General features: G+C 40.8%; 18 protein-coding genes. 7 read left to right on the top strand and 11 right to left on the bottom strand.

Annotation, left to right across the window (positions count from 1 at the left end; all coding sequences use genetic code 11):
* Positions 1 to 16 precede the first annotated feature (16 nt).
* A complete protein-coding gene (locus tag L0P31_RS05740; RefSeq protein WP_000609896.1) occupies positions 17 to 1,039 on the bottom strand; it encodes a ribitol-5-phosphate dehydrogenase in 1,023 nt (340 codons plus the stop codon).
* Between the two features lie 4 nt (positions 1,040 to 1,043).
* Positions 1,044 to 1,751, bottom strand: a complete 708-nt coding sequence (locus tag L0P31_RS05735; protein ID WP_000638495.1) for an IspD/TarI family cytidylyltransferase — start codon at positions 1,749 to 1,751, stop codon at positions 1,044 to 1,046.
* A 440-nt stretch (positions 1,752 to 2,191) separates the two neighbouring features.
* Between L0P31_RS05735 and tacF the strand changes: the two genes are divergently transcribed.
* Genes tacF through L0P31_RS05720 form a run of 3 tightly spaced genes read left to right on the top strand, consistent with a single transcriptional unit; the run spans position 2,192 to position 5,303 of the window.
* A complete protein-coding gene (gene tacF, locus L0P31_RS05730) occupies positions 2,192 to 3,679 on the top strand; it encodes a type IV teichoic acid flippase TacF (protein ID WP_023946907.1) in 1,488 nt (495 codons plus the stop codon).
* 9 nt (positions 3,680 to 3,688) lie between these two features.
* Positions 3,689 to 4,492, top strand: a complete 804-nt coding sequence (locus L0P31_RS05725) for a LicD family protein (protein ID WP_238096141.1) — start codon at positions 3,689 to 3,691, stop codon at positions 4,490 to 4,492.
* 1 nt (position 4,493) lies between these two features.
* Entirely contained in the window at positions 4,494 to 5,303 is an 810-nt protein-coding gene (locus L0P31_RS05720) for a LicD family protein (protein ID WP_084947121.1), read from the top strand.
* Positions 5,304 to 5,372: 69 nt separating this feature from the next.
* Here the strand turns inward: L0P31_RS05720 and carB are convergent, their stop codons facing one another.
* The 6 genes from carB to L0P31_RS05690 all read right to left on the bottom strand — a co-directional run bounded on the left by carB (position 5,373) and on the right by L0P31_RS05690 (position 12,735).
* Positions 5,373 to 8,549, bottom strand: coding sequence for a carbamoyl-phosphate synthase large subunit (carB, locus tag L0P31_RS05715; protein ID WP_223330732.1), 3,177 nt, complete (start codon positions 8,547 to 8,549; stop codon positions 5,373 to 5,375).
* A 200-nt stretch (positions 8,550 to 8,749) separates the two neighbouring features.
* Entirely contained in the window at positions 8,750 to 9,829 is a 1,080-nt protein-coding gene (locus L0P31_RS05710) for a carbamoyl phosphate synthase small subunit (RefSeq protein WP_000166853.1), read from the bottom strand.
* 49 nt (positions 9,830 to 9,878) lie between these two features.
* Entirely contained in the window at positions 9,879 to 10,802 is a 924-nt protein-coding gene (locus L0P31_RS05705; RefSeq protein ID WP_238096139.1) for an aspartate carbamoyltransferase catalytic subunit, read from the bottom strand.
* Between the two features lie 18 nt (positions 10,803 to 10,820).
* Positions 10,821 to 11,342: a bifunctional pyr operon transcriptional regulator/uracil phosphoribosyltransferase PyrR gene (gene pyrR / locus L0P31_RS05700; protein ID WP_000644747.1), complete on the bottom strand. Its 522-nt coding sequence runs from the start codon at positions 11,340 to 11,342 to the stop codon at positions 10,821 to 10,823.
* A 221-nt stretch (positions 11,343 to 11,563) separates the two neighbouring features.
* Positions 11,564 to 12,193 carry an endonuclease III gene (gene nth, locus L0P31_RS05695; protein ID WP_000244443.1) on the bottom strand — a complete coding sequence of 210 codons (630 nt, stop codon included), beginning with the start codon at positions 12,191 to 12,193 and terminating at the stop codon, positions 11,564 to 11,566.
* Positions 12,193 to 12,735, bottom strand: coding sequence for a YceD family protein (locus L0P31_RS05690; protein WP_049546493.1), 543 nt, complete (start codon positions 12,733 to 12,735; stop codon positions 12,193 to 12,195). The genes nth and L0P31_RS05690 overlap by 1 nt, the downstream gene beginning before the upstream one ends.
* A 168-nt stretch (positions 12,736 to 12,903) precedes the next feature.
* Between L0P31_RS05690 and L0P31_RS05685 the strand changes: the two genes are divergently transcribed.
* Positions 12,904 to 13,233, top strand: a complete 330-nt coding sequence (locus L0P31_RS05685; protein ID WP_049546492.1) for a hypothetical protein — start codon at positions 12,904 to 12,906, stop codon at positions 13,231 to 13,233.
* Positions 13,234 to 13,622: 389 nt separating this feature from the next.
* On the top strand, positions 13,623 to 15,170 hold the full coding sequence (locus L0P31_RS05680) for an ATP-binding cassette domain-containing protein (protein WP_238096137.1): 1,548 nt from the start codon (positions 13,623 to 13,625) through the stop codon (positions 15,168 to 15,170).
* 162 nt (positions 15,171 to 15,332) lie between these two features.
* Here L0P31_RS05680 and htpX read toward each other — a convergent pair whose 3' ends face one another.
* Together htpX and L0P31_RS05670 are read right to left on the bottom strand one after the other, a co-directional pair.
* Positions 15,333 to 16,232 (bottom strand): zinc metalloprotease HtpX, encoded by a 900-nt coding sequence (gene htpX / locus L0P31_RS05675; RefSeq protein WP_050246543.1) that lies wholly within the window; start codon positions 16,230 to 16,232, stop codon positions 15,333 to 15,335.
* 1 nt (position 16,233) lies between these two features.
* The gene (locus tag L0P31_RS05670) at positions 16,234 to 16,794 is read right to left on the bottom strand and encodes a LemA family protein (protein WP_050234186.1); all 561 of its coding nucleotides are present in this window, start codon (positions 16,792 to 16,794) and stop codon (positions 16,234 to 16,236) included.
* A 93-nt stretch (positions 16,795 to 16,887) separates the two neighbouring features.
* On the opposite strand from L0P31_RS05670, the gene rsmG reads away from it, so the two are divergent.
* Entirely contained in the window at positions 16,888 to 17,601 is a 714-nt protein-coding gene (gene rsmG, locus L0P31_RS05665) for a 16S rRNA (guanine(527)-N(7))-methyltransferase RsmG (protein ID WP_049546836.1), read from the top strand.
* A gap of 204 nt (positions 17,602 to 17,805) precedes the next feature.
* Complete coding sequence (locus L0P31_RS05660) at positions 17,806 to 19,089, top strand: uracil-xanthine permease family protein (protein ID WP_060628761.1); 1,284 nt, start codon at positions 17,806 to 17,808, stop codon at positions 19,087 to 19,089.
* A gap of 95 nt (positions 19,090 to 19,184) precedes the next feature.
* Here the strand turns inward: L0P31_RS05660 and ffh are convergent, their stop codons facing one another.
* Complete coding sequence (gene ffh, locus L0P31_RS05655) at positions 19,185 to 20,756, bottom strand: signal recognition particle protein (RefSeq protein ID WP_238096135.1); 1,572 nt, start codon at positions 20,754 to 20,756, stop codon at positions 19,185 to 19,187.
* Between the last annotated feature and the right edge of the window lie 9 nt (positions 20,757 to 20,765).

The following is a 20,765-nucleotide window of genomic DNA, read 5'->3' as shown; positions in this document are numbered from 1 at the left end:
AATTAACCTCCAGCACCTATACTTCCCACTTAAACACGGTTTTAAAGGCTGTGTTTAAATCGGTTGCAAAGACACGGTGAATATCTTTAATTTCTCTTACAGGTTCTTCTAGATAAAGGATATTTTTAAGACGATTGGCAAATTTCTTGACTTCCATCATTTGGATTGCATTTTCAAAATCGATGCGACCAGAACGAGAAGATCCAACTAAGAGCAAGCCTTTTTCTAAGGCATCGCGTGTATTGAGATTGACTTTATACTCGCTAACTCCCATCATGAGAATCGTTCCCTGAGGACGAATATAGCGAATCAAGTCATTAATGGCTGGTCCAGTACCATCACCACCACAACACTCAAAAGCGTGGTCAAAGGCCAAATCTTCAGGAATATTGTCAGTAATATAGCATTCTTTGGCAAATGAGAAAAGTTCCAATTTTTCCCAATGACGACCAATAACCACAATCTCTGCTTCTGGCAAAGTATAGTTGATAATATTGGCAACCACAAATGCTAAACTGCCATCTCCGATAACAGCGATTCGGTCCCGCTTGCTATGAGCAAGGGTCAATAAGCGATTCATAGCATGCATACCGACACTGACAAACTCTGTAATGGCTGCAACCGTGTCTTCAATAGCATCATAAGCCACCACACGGTCTTTAGGGAGAGAAACAAACTCTCTCATAAAGCCATCAAAGCCACTAGACAAGAAATGGGTCCCTGTCATGTAGTTTTCATAGAATTCTTCATCACTCTGCATAGGAGGCTGATTCGGAATCATGACAACTTTTTGACCAACTTCGTAGGTTCCTGTAGGGTCAGAAATAACGGTTCCACACGACTCGTGAATCATTGCCATTGGAAGTTTTTTATTCAAAACCTTGGGATCACGTTTCCCCTGGTAGTAACGCTGATCCGCATGACAGACCGCCATATAATTAGGGCGGATGAGGATATGATTCTCTTGGTCAATAGCCTCTTCCTGATATTTGACATTGATAAACTTAGGCTTAGTTAGTTGATAAATTTGATTAATCATTTTACTAGTCTTTCTCAATCATACTTTTTGCAATCTTCAAATCTGTTACGGTTGTAATCTTCAGATTTGAGTATTCACCCTTGGCCAAGGCCACATCTTTTCCTTTAATCACAAAGATTTTACATGCATCTGTCAAGATTTCCTTCTCTTCAGCAGAGAGAGAACCGTAAAGGTCCATGAAGTCCTTGCAACGGAATGTTTGAGGTGTTTGTCCTTGATAAAGGTGAGCACGATTTGGAATATCTGTAATGAATTGACCATTGGTACTTTCAACGATAGTATCAACCGCTTCTACCACTGTGTCCACTGCATCATGATTTTGGGCAAGTTGGATATTGTCTTGAATCATGCGAAGTGTAATAAATGGACGAACAGAATCGTGGGTAACAACGATATCCTCTGGAGTAAGCGGACGATAAGCATCAATGGCTTCAATGATTTTCTCAATACTTGTATTGCGGTCAGCACCACCTTTTGTAATGATGATACGTTCCTTATGAAGAGGAAGATATTTATCTACAAGATCTTCTGCATGAGAAACCCAGTCCCCATGAACCCCAACTACAATTTTTTCGATACTTGGTTCCAAGACAAATTTTTCAATTGTATGAATCAAGATAGGTCGATCACCTAACTCTAAAAATTGTTTTGGCAAGTTACTGATTCCCATGCGTGTGCCAGTTCCACCAGCAAGAATTCCTGCATAAATCATCTATTTTCTCCTTTGTCTTACTAAAAAAACTTATTCTCTCTATTATACCACAATCTAGTCCTATCATGAAAGAAATACCGGCCCTCCCGTTCTAGAATAGAAGGATTAAGGAGTTCTATTATTCAAAATAACTAGTCCATTTCTAGTAATGACTAGGAATTCGGTAGTCATTACCAATAAATGGCTGTGAAATTTTAGAGTTCTTCAGAATAATATAGTTTTCTTAAAGAAAGCTTAAAATCAAACTTTGAAACTTCAAAGTGATTACTTGACTTATACTCAATGAAAATCAAAAAGCAAACTAGGAAGCTAGCCGTAAGCTGTACTTGAGTACGGTAAGGCGACGCTGACGTGGTTTGAATTTGATTTTCGAAGAGTATTACTGCCCTTCATTTCTTATTAGCTAACTTTATGATATAATGAAAAACGAGGTAAATTGAATGAAAAGTATAAAATTAAATGCTCTATCTTACATGGGAATTCGTGTCTTGAATATTATTTTTCCCATCTTAACTGGTACCTACGTCGCGCGTGTCTTGGACCGAACTGACTATGGTTACTTCAACTCTGTTGACACAATTTTGTCATTTTTCTTACCCTTTGCGACTTATGGGGTTTATAACTACGGTTTACGGGCCATCAGTAATGTCAAGGATAACAAAAAAGATCTGAATAGAACCTTCTCTAGTCTTTTTTATTTGTGCATAGCTTGTACAATTTTGACCACCGCTGTCTATATCCTAGCCTATCCTCTCTTCTTTACAGATAATCCAATCGTCAAAAAAGTCTACCTTGTTATGGGGATTCAACTCATTGCCCAGATTTTTTCAATCGAATGGGTTAATGAAGCTCTGGAAAATTACAGTTTTCTCTTTTACAAGACTGCCTTCATCCGTATCCTGATGCTGGTCTCTATTTTCCTGTTTGTCAAAAATGAACACGATATTGTTGTCTATACACTTGTGATGAGTTTATCGACACTGATTAACTATCTGATTAGTTATTTTTGGATTAAAAGAGACATTAAGCTTGTTAAGATTCACATAAGTGATTTCAAACCGCTCTTTCTCCCTTTAACAGCCATGTTGGTCTTTGCCAATGCCAATATGCTCTTCACTTTTTTAGATCGTCTCTTCCTCGTTAAAACAGGGATTGATGTCAACGTTAGTTACTATACCATGGCTCAGCGAATTGTGACCGTTATAGCTGGTGTTGTAACAGGAGCTATCGGAGTGAGTGTGCCTCGTCTCAGTTACTATCTAGGAAAAGGCGATAAGGAAGCTTATGTCGCACTTGTTAATAGAGGTAGTCGAATCTTTAACTTCTTTATCATTCCACTGAGCTTTGGACTCATGGTTTTAGGACCAAATGCTATCCTACTTTATGGTAGTGAAAAATATATCGGAGGCGGTATCTTAACCTCTCTCTTCGCTTTTCGTACTATTATCCTGGCCTTAGATACCATTCTTGGTTCCCAAATTCTCTTTACAAATGGCTATGAAAAACGAATCACAGTCTATACAGTCTTTGCAGGATTACTCAATTTGGGCTTAAATAGTCTCCTCTTTTTCAACCACATAGTGGCTCCTGAATACTACTTACTGACAACTATGCTATCAGAGGCCTCTCTACTTGTTTTCTATATCATTTTCATCCATAGAAAACAACTCATCCACTTAGGACATATCTTTAGCTATACTGTTCGATACTCGCTCTTTTCACTTTCCTTTGTAGGAATCTATTTCCTGATTAATTTCTTGTATCCCGTGGATATGGTCATTAATTTGCCATTTTTGATTAATACTGGTTTGATTGTCTTGCTATCATCCATCTCTTATATTGGTCTACTTGCCTTCACCAAAGATAGCATTTTCTATGAATTTTTAAACCATGTCCTAGCCTTAAAAAATAAATTCAAAAGATCATAGGAGTTTAAAATGAAACAACTAACCATTGAAGATGCTAAACAAATTGAATTAGAAATTTTGGATTATATTGATACTCTCTGTAAAAAGCACAATATCAACTATATTATTAACTACGGGACCCTGATTGGGGCAGTTCGACATGAGGGATTTATCCCTTGGGACGACGATATTGATTTATCCATGCCACGAGAAGACTACCAACGATTTATTAACATTTTTCAAAAGGAAAAAAGCAAATACAAACTCTTATCCTTAGAGACAGATAAGAACTACTTTAATAACTTTATCAAAATCACCGACAGTACAACCAAAATAATCGATACTCGAAATACGAAAACCTATGAGTCTGGTGTCTTTATTGATATTTTTCCCATGGATCGATTTGATGATCCTAAAATCATTGATACTTGTTATAAACTGGAAAGCTTCAAACTTCTGTCTTTCAGCAAACACAAAAATATCGTCTATAAAGACAGCCTTTTAAAAGATTGGATACGAACAGCCTTTTGGTTTCTCCTTCGACCTGTTTCTCCTCGTTATTTTGCAAATAAAATCGAGAAAGAAATTCAAAAATATAGTCGTGAGAATGGTCAGTATATGGCCTTTATCCCTTCTAAATTTAAGGAAAAGGAAGTCTTCCCAAGCGGTACCTTTGATAACACAATTGATTTACCCTTTGAGAATTTGACCCTTCCTGCACCTGAAAAATTTGATACTATTTTGACTCAATTTTACGGGGATTATATGACCTTGCCACCTGAAGAAAAACGCTTCTACAGTCATGAATTTCACGCTTATAAATTGGAGGATTAGGATGCAGTATTTAGAAAAAGAAGAAATTAAAGAAATTCAACTAGCCCTGCTAGACTATATTGATGAGACTTGTAAGAAACATGATATTCCTTATTTTCTAAGTTATGGAACCATGCTTGGAGCTATCCGCCACAAAGGTATGATTCCCTGGGACGATGATATCGATATTTCCCTTTATCGTGAAGATTATGAGCGCTTATTGAAAATTATTGAGGAAGAAGACAATCCACGTTATAAGGTTCTATCCTACGACACTTCTTCTTGGTACTTCCATAATTTCGCATCGATTTTGGATACTTCTACTGTTATCGAAGATCATGTTAAGTACAAGCGTCATGACACCAGTCTCTTTATCGATGTCTTCCCAATTGATCGCTTTACAGACTTGAGCATTGTCGACAAGAGTTATAAGTATGTAGCCCTTCGTCAACTAGCTTATATTAAAAAATCACGCGCAGTTCACGGTGATAGCAAGTTAAAAGATTTTCTAAGATTATGTAGCTGGTACGCCCTCCGAGTGGTCAATCCCCGTTACTTTTACAAGAAAATTGATCAGCTGGTCAAAAATGCTGCAACCAACACTCCTCAATATGAAGGAGGAATTGGGATTGGTAAGGAAGGTATGAAAGAAGTCTTCCCAGTTGATACCTTTAAAGAACTCATCTTAACTGAGTTTGAAGGCCGTATGTTGCCCGTCCCTAAAAAATATGATCAATTTTTAACCCAGATGTATGGGGATTATATGACACCACCATCAAAAGAAATGCAGGAGTGGTATAGCCACAGTATTAAAGCTTATCGCAAAAGCTGATTAAGCAGTAGTTTACAAGAAAAAATATAACAAAAAAGAGAAGATTGTTACACCTTCTCTTTTTTCTATTTAAATTGCTTCTGTGACAAAACTACGGCTTTCCAATACTTTAAGCATGGCGTTAGCTGTATCTAGGGCTGTGAAGAGGGGCACTCCGTGTTCAATAGCTGAACGGCGAATCTGCTCTCCATCTTCGTCAGCAGTTCGTTTTGTTCCTACTGTGTTAATGATAGCTTGAATTCTTCCTTTACGAACAAAGCTTGGAATATCCTTATCGTCATCACCAATCTTACCAACAGGTTGGGCTTGTAATCCATGACTGGCAAAGAAGGCTGCTGTCCCTTCTGTCGCGAGGATTCCATAGCCAATATTTTGGAAACGATGAGCCAAGTCCAAAGCTTCTTCTTTGGCATCATCAGCGATAGTAAATACAACGTTACCAAAAGTTGGCAAGTGTAAGTAAGAAGCTTCAAAGGCCTTATAGAGAGCTTTTTCCAAAGTCGTATCAGAACCCATAACTTCCCCTGTTGACTTCATTTCAGGACCAAGTAAGCTGTCTACCTTAGCTAGTTTCGTAAAGGAGAAGACAGGTGCCTTGATATGAACGCGGGTACTTTCAGGGTAAAGTCCATCTTGGTAGCCAAGTTCTTCAAGTTTTTGCCCCAGAATGAGCTTGGTTGCTACTTGAGCCATAGGGATATTGGTTACCTTAGAAAGGAATGGCACCGTACGGCTAGCACGTGGATTGACCTCAATAACATAGACTTTTTCATCCTTGATGACAAACTGGATGTTCATCATTCCAAGGCAGTTAAGACCGATTGCTAGGCGTTTAGTATAGTCTGCGATTGTTTCTTGCACCTTTTGCGACAAGGTTTGTGGTGGGTAAACGGCCATTGAGTCACCTGAGTGGACACCAGCACGTTCAATATGCTCCATGATACCTGGGATGAGGACATTTTGTCCGTCTGAAATGGCATCGACTTCACACTCTTGTCCGACGATATAAGAGTCAACAAGAACAGGGTGGTCTGGACTTGCCTTAACCGCAGTACGCATATAAGAGCGAAGGTCTTCTTCGTTTTCAACGATTTCCATGGCACGTCCACCAAGTACATAAGATGGGCGGACAAGAACTGGGAAGCCAATCTTGCGAGCTGCAAGAACTGCTTCTTCTTCATTGGTAGCCGTTTGTCCTGGTGGCTGTGGAATATCCAAATCTTTTAGAGCTTGCTCGAAGAGGTCACGGTCTTCCGCACGGTCTAGGTCAGCTACTTGCGTACCAAGAATAGTCACACCTGCTTTAGCCAATGGTTCAGCTAGGTTGATAGCTGTTTGACCACCGAACTGAACAATAACACCTTTTGGTTGCTCCAAGTCAATGACGTTCATAACATCTTCAAATGTCAATGGCTCAAAGTAAAGCTTATCTGATACAGAGAAGTCTGTAGAAACGGTCTCTGGGTTTGAATTCATGATGATGGCTTCATAGCCAGCCGCCTGAATAGCCTTAACTGAATGAACAGTTGCGTAGTCAAACTCGACCCCTTGACCGATACGGATTGGACCAGAACCTAGAACTAGAACGGATTCCTTATCAGACTTGATAGACTCGTTTTCCCAACCATAGGTTGAATAGAAGTATGGTGTTTCAGAGTCAAATTCTGCCGCACAAGTATCTACCATCTTATAAACAGGAACAATCTTGTTTTCCAAACGAAGTTGGCGAACTTGGTCAGCTGTCGTTTCCCAGAGTTCAGCAACCTTACGGTCTGAAAATCCATTTAGTTTAGCTGTTTTCAGGACATCGACATCCTGAGGATGTGCGCCCAACTCCTGCTCAATTTCAAAGATATGCAAGAGTTTATCCAGATAAAAAATATCAATTTTTGTAAGCTCTGCAATTTCTTCTGGTGTGTAGCCACGACGAATTGCTTCTGATACATAGAAAAGACGATCGTCTTGGGCTTTGACTACTTTTTCAATCAAGTCATCATCTGAAACACTGGCAAGTTCAGGCATTTCATTGTGGTGCACCCCAATTTCAAGGGAGCGACAGGCCTTAAGGAGAGATTCTTCGATGTTTCGACCGATTGCCATGACTTCTCCAGTGGCCTTCATTTGTGTACCCAGACGACGCTCCCCTTTTTCAAACTTGTCAAATGGGAAACGTGGAATCTTGGCAACCACGTAGTCGAGGGCTGGCTCAAACATGGCATAGGTTGAACCCGTGACTGGGTTAATAACCTCATCCAAGGTCAAACCGACGGCAATCTTAGCAGCCAATTTGGCAATTGGGTAACCTGTCGCCTTAGAAGCAAGGGCTGACGAACGCGATACACGAGGGTTTACTTCGATGACATAGTATTTGAAGCTATGTGGATCAAGGGCTAGCTGAACGTTACATCCACCTTCAATCTTGAGGGCTCGAATGATGCTCAAGCTAGCGTCACGAAGCATTTGGTTTTCATAGTCTGACATGGTTTGCGCAGGGGCAAATACAATGGAATCCCCTGTGTGAATTCCGACTGGATCAAAGTTTTCCATGTTACAAACAACCAAAGCATTGTCAGCTGAGTCACGCATCACTTCGTACTCAATTTCCTTGAAACCTGCAATTGAACGCTCAATCAAACATTGGGTAACAGGTGATAATTTCAACCCATTTTCAGCGATTTCACGCAATTCTTCCTCATTGGCACACATACCACCACCAGTACCACCAAGAGTAAAGGCTGGACGAACGATGACTGGGTAACCAATTGTCGCTGCAAAGGCAACAGCTTCTTCAACAGTGTTTACAATTTCAGATTCTGGAATTGGTTGGTTGAGCTCTTCCATCAATTGTTTAAAGAGGTCACGGTCCTCCGCTTGGTCGATGGCAGATAATTTAGTTCCCAGAAGCTCAACACCAAGCTCATCAAGGATACCATTTTTAGATAATTCCATGGCCATATTAAGACCAGTTTGCCCACCGAGTGTTGGTAGCAAGGCATCTGGACGTTCCTTACGAAGAATACGTGTCACAAACTCAAGTGTAATCGGTTCAATATAAACCTTATCAGCAATTTCCTTATCCGTCATGATGGTTGCAGGATTTGAGTTAACCAAGACAACCTCATAACCTTCCTCTTTCAACGACAAGCAAGCCTGGGTTCCAGCATAGTCAAACTCAGCAGCCTGACCAATAATAATCGGACCAGAACCAATCACCATAATTTTTTGAATATCAGTACGTTTAGGCATAGTTTATGATACAAAGCCCGTAAAGAACACAGTGAAAATAGGAAACTCGGTGCAGACACCTTCAGCGTCAAGACGATGTTTATCTTTTTCACACAGTTCTTAGGGCGTGTTCACTTCCGCGAACAATGTATCTTCTCCTTTCTATTCGGCAACTCTCAGGTTGCCATTAAATAAATTCTTCGACGAGCTTTTACTCGTTCTTAGTTTGATTGTTTAAAAGCTTCCATCATCTCGATAAACTCGTCGAATAGGTAGCTTGCGTCGTGTGGACCAGGGGCTGCGTCTGGGTGGTATTGAACAGAGAAAGCAGGTTGGTATCTGTGACGCACACCTTCAACTGACTTGTCATTGATTTCTTCGTGGGTAATAATCAAGTGTTCTGGCAAGTCCTCACGGCTAACTGCATAACCATGGTTCTGGCTAGTAAAGTCTACTCGTCCTGTTGCGATTTCACGTACAGCGTGGTTAAATCCACGGTGACCAAATTTCATCTTGTAGGTCTTAGCACCGTTTGCCATTGCAAAGAGTTGGTGCCCCATACAAATACCAAAGATTGGAATTTTTCCTTGCACACCGCGAATCATATCCAGTGCCTGTGGAACATCTTCTGGGTTACCTGGACCATTTGACAACATAACTCCGTCAGGGTTGAGATGGAGAATTTCTTCAGCCGTTGTCGAATAAGGAACAACCGTCACGTTACAGTTGCGTTTAGAAAGTTCACGTAGGATTGAGTGCTTGAGACCAAAATCCACTAGCACTACACTCAAACCAACTCCTGGAGCTGGATATGAAGTTTTAGTAGAAACCTGCTTGATATTGTCTGTCGGCAAAACTGTTGCTTGGAGCTGATCCGTCACATGGTCCATACTGTCCCCAACATGGGTCAAGGTTGCACGCATAGTACCATGCTTACGGATAATCTTGGTAAGAGCACGCGTATCAATTCCTGAAATACCTGGAATTTTCTTGGCTTTCAAAAATTCATCCAGCGTCATTTGATTTCGCCAGTTGCTAGCTCGACGCGCTTCTTCAAAAACAACAACTCCCTTACAAGTTGGAATAATGGATTCGTAATCATCACGGTTAATTCCATAATTTCCTACCAAAGGATAAGTAAAGGTCAAGATTTGTCCATTATAAGACTGGTCTGTGATGGATTCTTGATAGCCGGTCATCCCTGTATTAAAGACGATTTCGCCTGTTACATCAATATCTGCTCCGAAGGCCTTGCCTTCAAATACTGTGCCATCTTCTAATACTAGAAGTCTTTTTGTCATATTTTCACCTCTCGTGGACGCTCACTGGCGTCTTTTAACGTCTTGTGTTTTAGTTGGCGTTTCTACTCGCCAGTACGGATTCTAAGATTGCCATTCGAACAAAGACACCATTGGTCATTTGTTGGACAATCCTTGATTTTGGTGCTTCAACCAAGTGGTCTGCGATTTCTACATCACGATTGACTGGAGCTGGGTGCATAAGGATTGCTGTTTCTTTCAAACGGTCATAACGTTCTTTAGTCAAGCCATGTTGGGCATGGTAGTCTTCTTTTGAAAAGACTGCACCACTATCATGGCGTTCATGTTGCACACGGAGAAACATCATGACATCCACCTGATCAATGATTTCATCAATAGTTACAAACTGCCCATAGTCTGCAAACTCTTGACTTCTCCATTCCTCAGGTCCAGCAAAGTAAAGTTCAGCTCCCAAGCGTTTCAAAATCTGCATATTAGATTTGGCAACGCGTGAGTGGTCCAAGTCACCTGCAATCGCAACCTTGAGCCCCTCAAAGTGACCAAATTCCTCATAAATAGTCATCAAATCCAGCAAGCTTTGGCTAGGGTGTTGTCCCGAACCATCTCCACCATTGATAATGGAAGTCGTAATCGTCGGACTAGCAATCAACTCTCTGTAGTAGTCAACCTCTGGGTGGCGAATCACACAGACATCCACTCCTAGTGCAGATAGGGTCAGGATAGTATCATAAAGTGTTTCACCCTTATTGACCGAACTAGTCTTCACATCAAAGTCAAGTCGTTCCAATCCCAATTTAATCTCTGCCACTTCAAAGGACTTATGCGTCCGTGTAGAATCCTCAAAGAAAAGATTGGAAACAATCGGATGGTCTTCATAAGGAAGCTGAGCTCCGTTTTTAAACTCAATTCCTCGCTTGATCAATTTCATCACTTGATCGACAGTGAGATCTTCCATGGACACCACATGGTTCAATGCTTGTTGATTTTCTGACATGGCTACTCCTTTAGCTTTCTAAGCTTCTTCAGTAATCAGAACTCTGTCTTGGCCATCAAGTTCTGCCATCTCTACGATGATTTCTTCAGAACGACTAGTTGGGATATTTTTTCCAACGTAATCTGGACGGATTGGCAATTCTCTATGTCCACGATCAACTAGAACTGCTAAACTCACGCGCGCAGGACGACCATGACCGACAATATTATCAATAGCAGCGCGGATGGTACGGCCTGTATAAAGTACATCGTCCACCAAGATAACTTCACGGTCTGTCACATCAACAGAAACTAAAGAAGTATCTTCTCCACTTTTAACATCGTCACGGAAAGGTTTGGTATCCAATTCCACAACAGGAACTGAAAGATTTTCTAGTTGCTCCAAACGTTCTTGGATTCGGTGGGCGATAAAGACACCACGCGTTTTAATACCAGCCAAGACGATTTTATTCAAATCTTTGTTGCGTTCGATAATCTCATAAGTAATACGCGTAATCGCTCGTTTGACGGTCAATTCGTCTACAACTTCTTTTGCCTTCATGACAAACCTCCAAAAAGAAAAGTCTCCTTAAACAAGGAGACTTGAAATGTATAGCCAAGCGAGCCCTACTGCAAACAGTATAGACTTCACCCTACTACTTAATCGTTCTCCTTGCCTGCCTCACGGGACAGGTTTAAAGGAATATTTAGTTATCAAATACTATAGCACAAAGCATGCTTAAAATCAAGCAAAAACTTTTGAAACCCCATCTTATAAATTGCTTATAAATTGCTAAAGTCATATAACTGTGGGTACTGGTCACACTCTGGATTTTTAGGATGGCAAATGGCTCTTCCAAAATAAATCATGGCCTGATGGGCAGCTAACCACTGCTCCGGTGGCAAGATATCCATGACCCGCTTTTCCACCTCAAGCGGTGTCGCTGATTTTTTGACAATATCGTGGTGTTTGCAGATACGCTCCACATGAGTATCCACTGCAAAGGCTGGAATCCCAAAGCCCACACTCATGACAACATTGGCTGTCTTGCGACCAACTCCTGCAAGACTTTCCAATTCCTCACGTGTTTGAGGAACTTGGCCATCAAAATCATCTAGTAACTGTTGGGCACATTTTTTAAGGAATTTAGCCTTATTCCGATACAGTCCCAGGCGAGAAATGTGTGAAGCAATCTCACTCTCTGTCGCTACAGACATGGCTTGTGGCGTTGGAAAGGCAGCAAAGAGACCTGGTGTAGCCTTATTTACCGCTGCATCCGTTGTCTGAGCTGACAACATGACCGCAACTAGTAGTTCAAAATGATTGGTAAAATCAAGACTGGGCTTGGCATCTGGAAACAGAGCAATTATTTCTTCCAGCACTTTTCGTGCTCGTTTTTTTGACAAGACCATTATTCGTCTCCGTCAAATAGTCCTTGTAAGCCAGCAAAAGGACTGTTTTCTTCTTTCTTAACTGCTTGTTGAGCTTGGTATTCTTCCTCTGTCATGATTTGCCAGTCATTTCCTGAAACAAATCCTTGACCAGCTTCTTCTTCAGCCGTCAAGACCTTAATAGGAATATTTAGTAGGATATTGTCTGACACGCTCTCAGCAAGATCAAGTTCTCCATTTTCGATAGGCAAGACCAAATCATCGTCTAAAACTTCCTGATCTAGTTGGTTAGTTGCGCCTTCCATGAAAACTTCCGTTACTGGATAAGATTCAACTAACTCAACTGGCTCCATACTACGACTTGAAGCAAGGACAATGGTATAAGACAACTGATAGTCTAAGAAATACATACGGTCTTCGTACTGTACTTTTCCAACTGCAAGGATATCTTTTACATCTAAAATTTCTTGATTACGTGCACGTAGGTCGGCGGCTAGGTCTAACATTTGTTCAAAATGCAAGCCTTCAGACTGCTTACGAATTTCTTGAATATTTAATTTCATACTTCCTCCATAAAGATTTACTCTCTTGATTATACCATGAAAAGGCTACAAATCAGCACGGCAAACTTTGTAATTAAAACTCGATTTTTTAACATATTTACTATGACATTTTTGTTTTTTAGTGCTATACTATAGGCAATAATACATCAGAGCAAGGAGGATGCTCATATGGAAGACAAAGAACTCATTACTAATGCAACCCAACTCCTATCCGAGTTAAATAAAAGTTTCCAAAGCTGCAAACAGGGTACTGCAGATGATACTCGACTACAAGAGCTGCTAAACACTACTATAAAAGAGCTCAAAAAAGCGGAAAAGTTGAACAACAGTATTTTAATCGACCTTGAGAAATTTTACCAACGTACCAGTCTTCTGATAGGCCTTGGTAGCCTAAAACTAAACGATCAAGCACGTACCGCTTGGCGCAACTATGACAAGTTCCATTACGAGCATGTCAAACACGTACTAACTCTTTATGGACCTGTTTTCGGATTTTAGAGATTAGAATTGTCAGTTTTCTGTTGACAAAATATCCTGAAAGGTATAGTATAGAGATACTAATACTCGGAGGTAAGGGAGACATGAACAACTAAGTCTATCAAATAAAGAACCTTTATTTAGTAGATCTTGTTTTTGTCTCTTTTTGTGTACTCTTTTATGCTCTTTTTCTGGCATTTTATACTCAATGAAAATCAAAGAGCAAACTAGGAAGCTAGTCGCAGGTTGCTCAAAGCACTGCTTTGAGGTTGTAGATAAGACTGACGAAGTCAGTTACATATATCTACGGTAAGGCGACGCTGACGTGGTTTGAAGAGATTTTCGAAGAGTATTAATAGAGTTTTTTGACATAAACTTTGGCTCTACTAGATAAAGTAGAGCTTTTTGTTATGCACTATCGACATTCTAGAAAGGGCAACAATATGATAAAAATCAATCATCTGACCATCACACAAAACAAAGATTTACGAGATCTTGTCTCAGACTTAAACATGACCATCCAAGACGGGGAAAAAGTAGCTATTATTGGAGAGGAAGGAAATGGCAAATCAACCTTACTTAAAACTTTAATGGGGGAAACTTTGTCTGATTTCACTATCAAGGGAGACATCCAGTCTGACTATCAGTCACTGGCCTATATTCCTCAAAAACTTCCCGAGAAGCTGAAAAAGAAAACTCTACACGACTACTTCTTTTTAGATTCTATTGATTTAGACTACAGTGTCCTCTATCGTTTAGCTGAGGAATTGCATTTTGATAGCGATCGCTTTGCTAGTGACCAAGAGATCGGGAGCCTCTCGGGTGGCGAAGCTTTGAAAATTCAGCTCATCCATGAGTTAGCCAAACCCTTTGAGATTCTATTTTTAGATGAACCTTCAAATGACCTAGACCTTGAGACAGTTGATTGGCTAAAAAGTCAGATTCGAAAGATTAGGCAAACTGTTATTTTCATTTCCCATGATGAAGACTTTCTTTCTGAAACGGCTGATACTATTGTCCACTTGCGACTGGTCAAGCACCGTAAAGAAGCAGAAACACTAGTAGAGCATTTAGACTATGATAGCTATAGCGACCAGAGAAAGGCTAATTTTATCAAACAAAGTCAGCAGGCTGCTAACGACCAAAGAGCCTATAACAAAACCATGGAAAAGCATCGGCGCGTCAAGCAAAATGTAGAAACTGCCCTTCGAGCTACTAAAGATAGTACTGCCGGTCGCCTATTGGCTAAAAAGATGAAAAATGTTCTCTCTCAAGAAAAACGCTTTGAAAAGACAGCTCAGTCCATGATCCAAAAGCCACTTGAAGAGGAAGAAATCAAACTTTTCTTCTCAGACATCCAACCATTACCTGCTTCTAAAGTTTTAATCCAACTGGAAAAAGAAAATTTGTCCATTGGCGACCGAGTTTTGGTTCAAGAACTACGACTAACTGTCCGTGGCCAAGAAAAAATCGGTATTATCGGCCCAAATGGTATTGGAAAATCGACTCTGTTAGCCAAGTTTCAACAACTGCTTAGCGCCAAAAGAGAAATTTCGCTTGGTTTTATGCCACAAGATTACCACAAAAAACTGCAATTGGATTTATCACCACTAGCCTATCTCCGCAAAACTGGGGAAAAAGAGGAACTACAGAAAATCCAATCTCACTTAGCCAGTCTCAATTTCAGTTATCCAGAAATGCAGCATCAAATTCGCTCCTTATCTGGCGGACAACAGGGTAAACTCCTGCTTTTGGATTTAGTCTTGCGCAAACCAAACTTTCTCCTGCTAGATGAACCCACACGAAACTTTTCTCCCACTTCTCAACCCCAAATTAGAAAACTCTTTGCAACCTATCCAGGCGGTATCATCACTGTTTCGCATGACCGTCGTTTCTTAAAAGAGGTCTGTTCGACTATCTATCGCTTGACAGAACACGGTTTGGATGTAGTTAATTAGACAATTTATAAATTTGCAACATAGCAGATAGGTGGGGCAAAAACACAATTTTAGGAGAAAAGGAAGTAAATCTTCCCATAATAAAACGCATAATATCAAGTTTTTTGCACACCTGATATTATGCGTTTTTAAGATTTTAAAGACTTTTTCCCAGCCTTCATTTCACATATGTTTTAAACGTTCGATCCGTTCTGAGATAGGTGGGTGGGTATAAAAGAGTTTTTGGAACCCTCCACCTTTCTTAGGATCATTGATATAAAGTGCACTGCTGGCATCATCGACAGGGCGACTCATCGGTTTACTATTATCCAACTTACGTAGAGCATTAATCATCCCTTGAGGATTGCGAGTCAACTCGACACTGGAAGCATCAGCTAGAAATTCCCTCTGACGAGAAATAGCTAGTTGCACCAAGGTTGCAGCGAGAGGTGCCAGCACAATTGCAAGTAGGGAGAGCACTAGCATAATGATTTCTAAGCCATTTCCATCTCGGTCATCGTCACTTCGTCTGCGACCTGCACCACCCCACCACATCATACGACCTGCCATACTAGAAAGCATAGTGATAGCACTGGCCAGGGCAACAGCAATAGTCGAAATGCGGATATCGTAATTACGAATATGACTGACTTCATGTCCCATAACAGCTTCTAGTTCTTCACGATTCATGATAGCTAGGAGACCTGAAGTCGCAGCAACCGCCGCATTTTGAGGGTTAGAACCTGTCGCAAAGGCATTTAAGGCTGGATCATCAATGATGAAAACACGAGGCATAGGAATCTGAGCGACCATAGCCATATCTTCTACTACATGGTAGAGGTCTGGTGCCGTTTGCTCATCCACCTCACGCGCTCCATTCATGGACATGACAATCTCTGTCGATTGAAAAATCATAGACAAGGCATAGATAAAGCCGATAATCAGTGCGATAACCAAACCACCAAGCCCAGATCGCATAAAGAGGTAACCAACTGCATAGCCAACAAGAGCTAAGAGTAGGAAAAATACCAGCAACAAAATCCATGTTTTTCGTTTATTGCTTGCAATTTGATCAAACAACATCTTAGTCACCTAAACCGCTAAAATCAACTTTAGGAACTGCCTTTTCCTCTTCTGGTGTTTGAAGGAAATCTGCTGCTTTAAATCCAAACATTCCAGCGATGATATTACTTGGGAAAGTTTCTAATTTTACATTATAGTTGCTGACAACACTGTTGTAGAGTTGACGAGAGTAAGAAATTTTATTTTCTGTGTTTGTCAACTCCTCTTGCAATTTAACAAAGTTGGCACTAGCTTTCAAATCTGGATAGCTTTCTGCAACTGCAAAAATACCTGAAACTTGACGAGTAAGGGCATCACTAGCTTTCATAGCTTCTGATGGTGAAGTCGCTGCCGCCACTTGGTTACGTAGTTCTGCCACCTTTTCAAGGGTAGAACCTTCATATTTGGCATAACCTTTTACAGTTTCAATCAAGTTTGGCAAAAGGTCATTTCGACGTTTCAACTGAACATCAATTTGGCTCCAGGCCTCCTTTGTTTGCATACGATTCTTAACCAAACCGTTATAGCTAACAATTACAAAAATAACAATAAGAGCGATAACTCCAAGAATAATCCAAGTCATTATATAAGTCCTTTCTACTTTTAGATTAGTACCAGTATATCAAATTTTTAATGATTATGGTAAAATAAGATGATACTAAAGAAGGAAATAACTATGAAACCAGAAACACTTTACAACTTGCTTTCCGAGCAATATCTTCCACTTTCGGACCAGCAAAAAAAACAATTTGAACGCTATTTTGAGCTCTTGGTCGAGTGGAATGAAAAGATTAATCTAACAGCTATTACAGACAAGGAAGAAGTTTATCTCAAACATTTTTACGATTCGATTGCACCTATTCTGCAAGGCTTGATTCCCAATGAAACTATCAAACTTCTTGACATCGGTGCTGGGGCAGGATTTCCTAGTCTGCCGATGAAAATTCTCTATCCTCAGCTTGATGTGACTATCATTGATTCGCTCAATAAGCGCATCAACTTCCTCCAACTCTTGGCTCAAGAACTGGATTTGGACGGTGTTCATTTCTACCATGGACGTGCCGAAGACTTGGCCCAAGACAAAAACTTCCGTGCTCAATATGATTTTGTAACAGCTCGTGCGGTTGCCCGTATGCAAGTCCTATCTGAATTAACTATTCCCTACCTTAAAGTTGGCGGAAAACTATTGGCACTCAAGGCCAGCAATGCGCCTGAGGAATTATTAGAAGCTAAGAATGCCCTCAACCTCCTTTTTAGTAAGGTCGAAGACAATCTCAGCTACGCTCTACCTAATGGAGATCCGCGCTACATCACAGTGGTAGAAAAGAAAAAAGAAACACCAAATAAATATCCAAGAAAGGCTGGCATGCCCAATAAACGCCCGCTTTAATCTTTTTAAAATAAAAATATTTACAAAGTTTGTAATTTTTGCTATACTATCACAAGCAAAGGTTTTTAATGTCATCCCGTGAGGTGACGAAGACGCAGAAATACTTGAAACTCTTTAAAGTCTAGATTTTAGAGAAGTCTTACTCTGAGGGCCTATTGCTGTAAAATAATGGGCTCTTTTTTGATGCCCAAAAGTGAGGTTTATATGAAACAAGAATCAACTGTTGATTTGTTACTAGACGTTGACCAACGTCCTTCGGCTGGAAAAGGAATTCTCCTTAGTTTCCAACACGTTTTCGCCATGTTCGGTGCGACCATCTTGGTACCCTTGATTTTGGGAATGCCTGTATCTGTTGCCCTTTTTGCTTCAGGTGTCGGGACACTCATCTATATGATTTCAACTGGATTTAAAGTTCCAGTTTATCTAGGTTCTTCTTTTGCCTTTATCACAGCAATGTCACTGGCTATGAAAGAAATGGGTGGTGATGTATCTGCTGCTCAAACAGGAGTTATCTTGACTGGTTTGGTCTATGTCCTTGTGGCTGCAGGTGTTCGTTTTGCAGGTACAAAATGGATTGATAAACTCTTGCCACCAATCATCATCGGACCTATGATTATCGTTATCGGTCTGGGACTTGCAGGTTCAGCTGTTACCAATGCTGGTCTTGTAGCTGACGGGAATTGGAAAAATGCTCTTGTAGCAGTTGTTACTTTCTTGATTGCTGCCTTTATCAATACAAAAGGAAAAGGCTTCCTACGAATCATTCCATTCCTCTTTGCCATTATCGGTGGTTACCTCTTCGCACTAACACTTGGCTTGGTTGACTTTACACCAGTTCTTAAAGCCAACTGGTTCGAGATTCCTGGTTTCTACTTGCCATTTAGCACAGGTGGTGCCTTTAAAGAATACAATCTTTACTTTGGTCCAGAAACCATCGCTATCTTGCCAATCGCTATCGTAACAATTTCTGAACATATCGGAGACCATACTGTTTTGGGTCAAATCTGTGGCCGTCAATTCTTGAAAGAACCAGGTCTTCACCGTACTCTTCTTGGTGACGGTATCGCAACTTCTGTTTCTGCCTTCCTTGGTGGACCAGCCAATACAACTTACGGAGAAAATACAGGGGTTATCGGTATGACTCGTATCGCTTCTGTCTCAGTTATCCGTAACGCTGCCTTCATCGCGATTGCCCTTAGCTTCCTTGGTAAATTCACTGCCTTGATTTCAACCATTCCAAATGCTGTACTTGGTGGTATGTCAATCCTTCTCTACGGAGTTATCGCCAGCAACGGTTTGAAAGTCTTGATCAAAGAACGTGTTGATTTCGCTCAAATGCGTAACCTAATCATCGCAAGTGCTATGTTAGTCCTTGGGCTTGGAGGAGCTATCCTTAAACTTGGTCCAGTTACCCTTTCAGGAACTGCCCTATCAGCTATGACAGGAATCATCTTGAACTTGATCTTACCATACGAAAATAAAGATTAAGAGTCTAAATACATCAAAAAACGAGCATTTCCAACTACTGAAGTGCTCATTTTTCTTCTTTCTAAAAAAGGAAAGCCCTGCGGCCTTCCCTTATCTTACTTGCGTTTCTTCTTTGCTTTCTTCATTTTATTCGCCATGCGTTTCATGGACTGTTTCATAGCAAATTCACCGATTTTACCTTTGAGTCCGCCACCAAACATTTGGCTCATATCTGGCATTCCTGCTCCTCCGAGAGCTGACAGGTCAGGCATACCGCCTTGTCCCATCATTCCTTCAAGGGCAGACATATCCATTCCTCCCATATTTGGCATATTTTTAGGAAGGTTGTTTGGATTGATTCCCATTTGCTTCATCATTTTGTTCATATCTCCAGACATGACACCTTGCATGAGCTGTTTAGCCTGGTTAAAGTCCTTGATAAATTTATTGACTTCGACAAAGGTATTTCCAGAACCAGCTGCGATACGACGGCGACGGCTTGGATTTAACAAATCTGGGTTTTCACGTTCTTCAGGTGTCATGGAGGACACAATGGCACGTTTTCGCGCAATCTGACGCTCATCCACCTTCATGTTTTGAAGGGCTGGATTGTTAGCCATACCTGGAATCATCTTGAGCAAGTCTTCCATTGGTCCCATGTTTTGCACCTGATCCAACTGATCAATGAAATCATTGAAATCAAAGGTGTTTTCACGCATCTTCTCAGCCATTTCAAGGGCTTTTTGCTCATCGTATTCCTGAGAAGCTTTCTCAATCAGAGTGAGCATATCCCCCATGCCAAGGATACGGCTAGACATGCGGTCTGGGTGGAAGGTCTCAATGTCCGTAATCTTTTCACCTGTACCAGTGAACTTGATTGGTTTTCCGGTAATGTGACGAACAGATAGAGCCGCACCACCACGAGTATCTCCATCAATCTTGGTAAGGATAACCCCAGTCACTTCCAACTGAGCATTAAACTCACGCGCAACATTGGCCGCTTCTTGACCAATCATAGCATCAACCACGAGGAGAATTTCGTTTGGTTGAGCCAATGCTTTTACGTCACGAAGTTCATTCATCAAAAGCTCATCAATCTGCAAACGACCTGCCGTATCAATCAAGACATAATCGTTGTGATTGGCTTGGGCTTGTTCCAAACCTTGACGAACAATCTCAACAGCTGGTAGTTCTGTTCCAAGTGCAAAAACAGGCACATCGATTTGTTGACCCAGAGTTTTCAACTGGTCAATAGCCGCAGGACGGTAAATATCCGCCGCAATCATCAAAGGACGGGCATTTTCTTCTTTCTTGAGTTTGTTGGCCAATTTACCTGCAAAAGTTGTTTTACCAGCCCCCTGCAAACCGACCATCATGATAATTGTCGGAATTTTAGGAGACTTGATAATCTCTGCCGTATCAGAACCTAAAACAGCTGTCAATTCCTCATCAACGATTTTGATAATCTGTTGCGCAGGATTAAGTGTATCAATAACTTCATGTCCGACTGCACGCTCACGAACTTTCTTGATAAAGTCCTTTACAACAGGCAAAGCAACGTCGGCCTCAAGCAAGGCCAAGCGAATTTCTTTGGTTGCCTCTTGGACATCAGATTCAGAGATTTTTCCTTTTTTACGTAGATTTTTAAAGACGTTCTGCAAACGTTCTGTTAAACTTTCAAATGCCATTTTTCTTCC

The organism is Streptococcus mitis (assembly GCF_022137125.1).
Taxonomy (GTDB): Bacteria; Bacillota; Bacilli; order Lactobacillales; family Streptococcaceae; genus Streptococcus; species Streptococcus mitis_CE.
The sequence above is the reverse complement of the archived record's forward strand: the minus strand, read 5'-3'. Positions and strand labels throughout refer to the sequence as shown.

Coding starts and splice junctions, on each gene's coding strand:
- L0P31_RS05740 (WP_000609896.1), bottom strand. CDS start 1,039: ATGATTAATCAAATTTATCAACTAACTAAGCCTAAGTTTATCAATGTC.
- L0P31_RS05735 (WP_000638495.1), bottom strand. CDS start 1,751: ATGATTTATGCAGGAATTCTTGCTGGTGGAACTGGCACACGCATGGGA.
- tacF (WP_023946907.1), top strand. CDS start 2,192: ATGAAAAGTATAAAATTAAATGCTCTATCTTACATGGGAATTCGTGTC.
- L0P31_RS05725 (WP_238096141.1), top strand. CDS start 3,689: ATGAAACAACTAACCATTGAAGATGCTAAACAAATTGAATTAGAAATT.
- L0P31_RS05720 (WP_084947121.1), top strand. CDS start 4,494: ATGCAGTATTTAGAAAAAGAAGAAATTAAAGAAATTCAACTAGCCCTG.
- carB (WP_223330732.1), bottom strand. CDS start 8,549: ATGCCTAAACGTACTGATATTCAAAAAATTATGGTGATTGGTTCTGGT.
- L0P31_RS05710 (WP_000166853.1), bottom strand. CDS start 9,829: ATGACAAAAAGACTTCTAGTATTAGAAGATGGCACAGTATTTGAAGGC.
- L0P31_RS05705 (WP_238096139.1), bottom strand. CDS start 10,802: ATGTCAGAAAATCAACAAGCATTGAACCATGTGGTGTCCATGGAAGAT.
- pyrR (WP_000644747.1), bottom strand. CDS start 11,342: ATGAAGGCAAAAGAAGTTGTAGACGAATTGACCGTCAAACGAGCGATT.
- nth (WP_000244443.1), bottom strand. CDS start 12,193: ATGGTCTTGTCAAAAAAACGAGCACGAAAAGTGCTGGAAGAAATAATT.
- L0P31_RS05690 (WP_049546493.1), bottom strand. CDS start 12,735: ATGAAATTAAATATTCAAGAAATTCGTAAGCAGTCTGAAGGCTTGCAT.
- L0P31_RS05685 (WP_049546492.1), top strand. CDS start 12,904: ATGGAAGACAAAGAACTCATTACTAATGCAACCCAACTCCTATCCGAG.
- L0P31_RS05680 (WP_238096137.1), top strand. CDS start 13,623: ATGCACTATCGACATTCTAGAAAGGGCAACAATATGATAAAAATCAAT.
- htpX (WP_050246543.1), bottom strand. CDS start 16,232: ATGTTGTTTGATCAAATTGCAAGCAATAAACGAAAAACATGGATTTTG.
- L0P31_RS05670 (WP_050234186.1), bottom strand. CDS start 16,794: ATGACTTGGATTATTCTTGGAGTTATCGCTCTTATTGTTATTTTTGTA.
- rsmG (WP_049546836.1), top strand. CDS start 16,888: ATGAAACCAGAAACACTTTACAACTTGCTTTCCGAGCAATATCTTCCA.
- L0P31_RS05660 (WP_060628761.1), top strand. CDS start 17,806: ATGAAACAAGAATCAACTGTTGATTTGTTACTAGACGTTGACCAACGT.
- ffh (WP_238096135.1), bottom strand. CDS start 20,756: ATGGCATTTGAAAGTTTAACAGAACGTTTGCAGAACGTCTTTAAAAAT.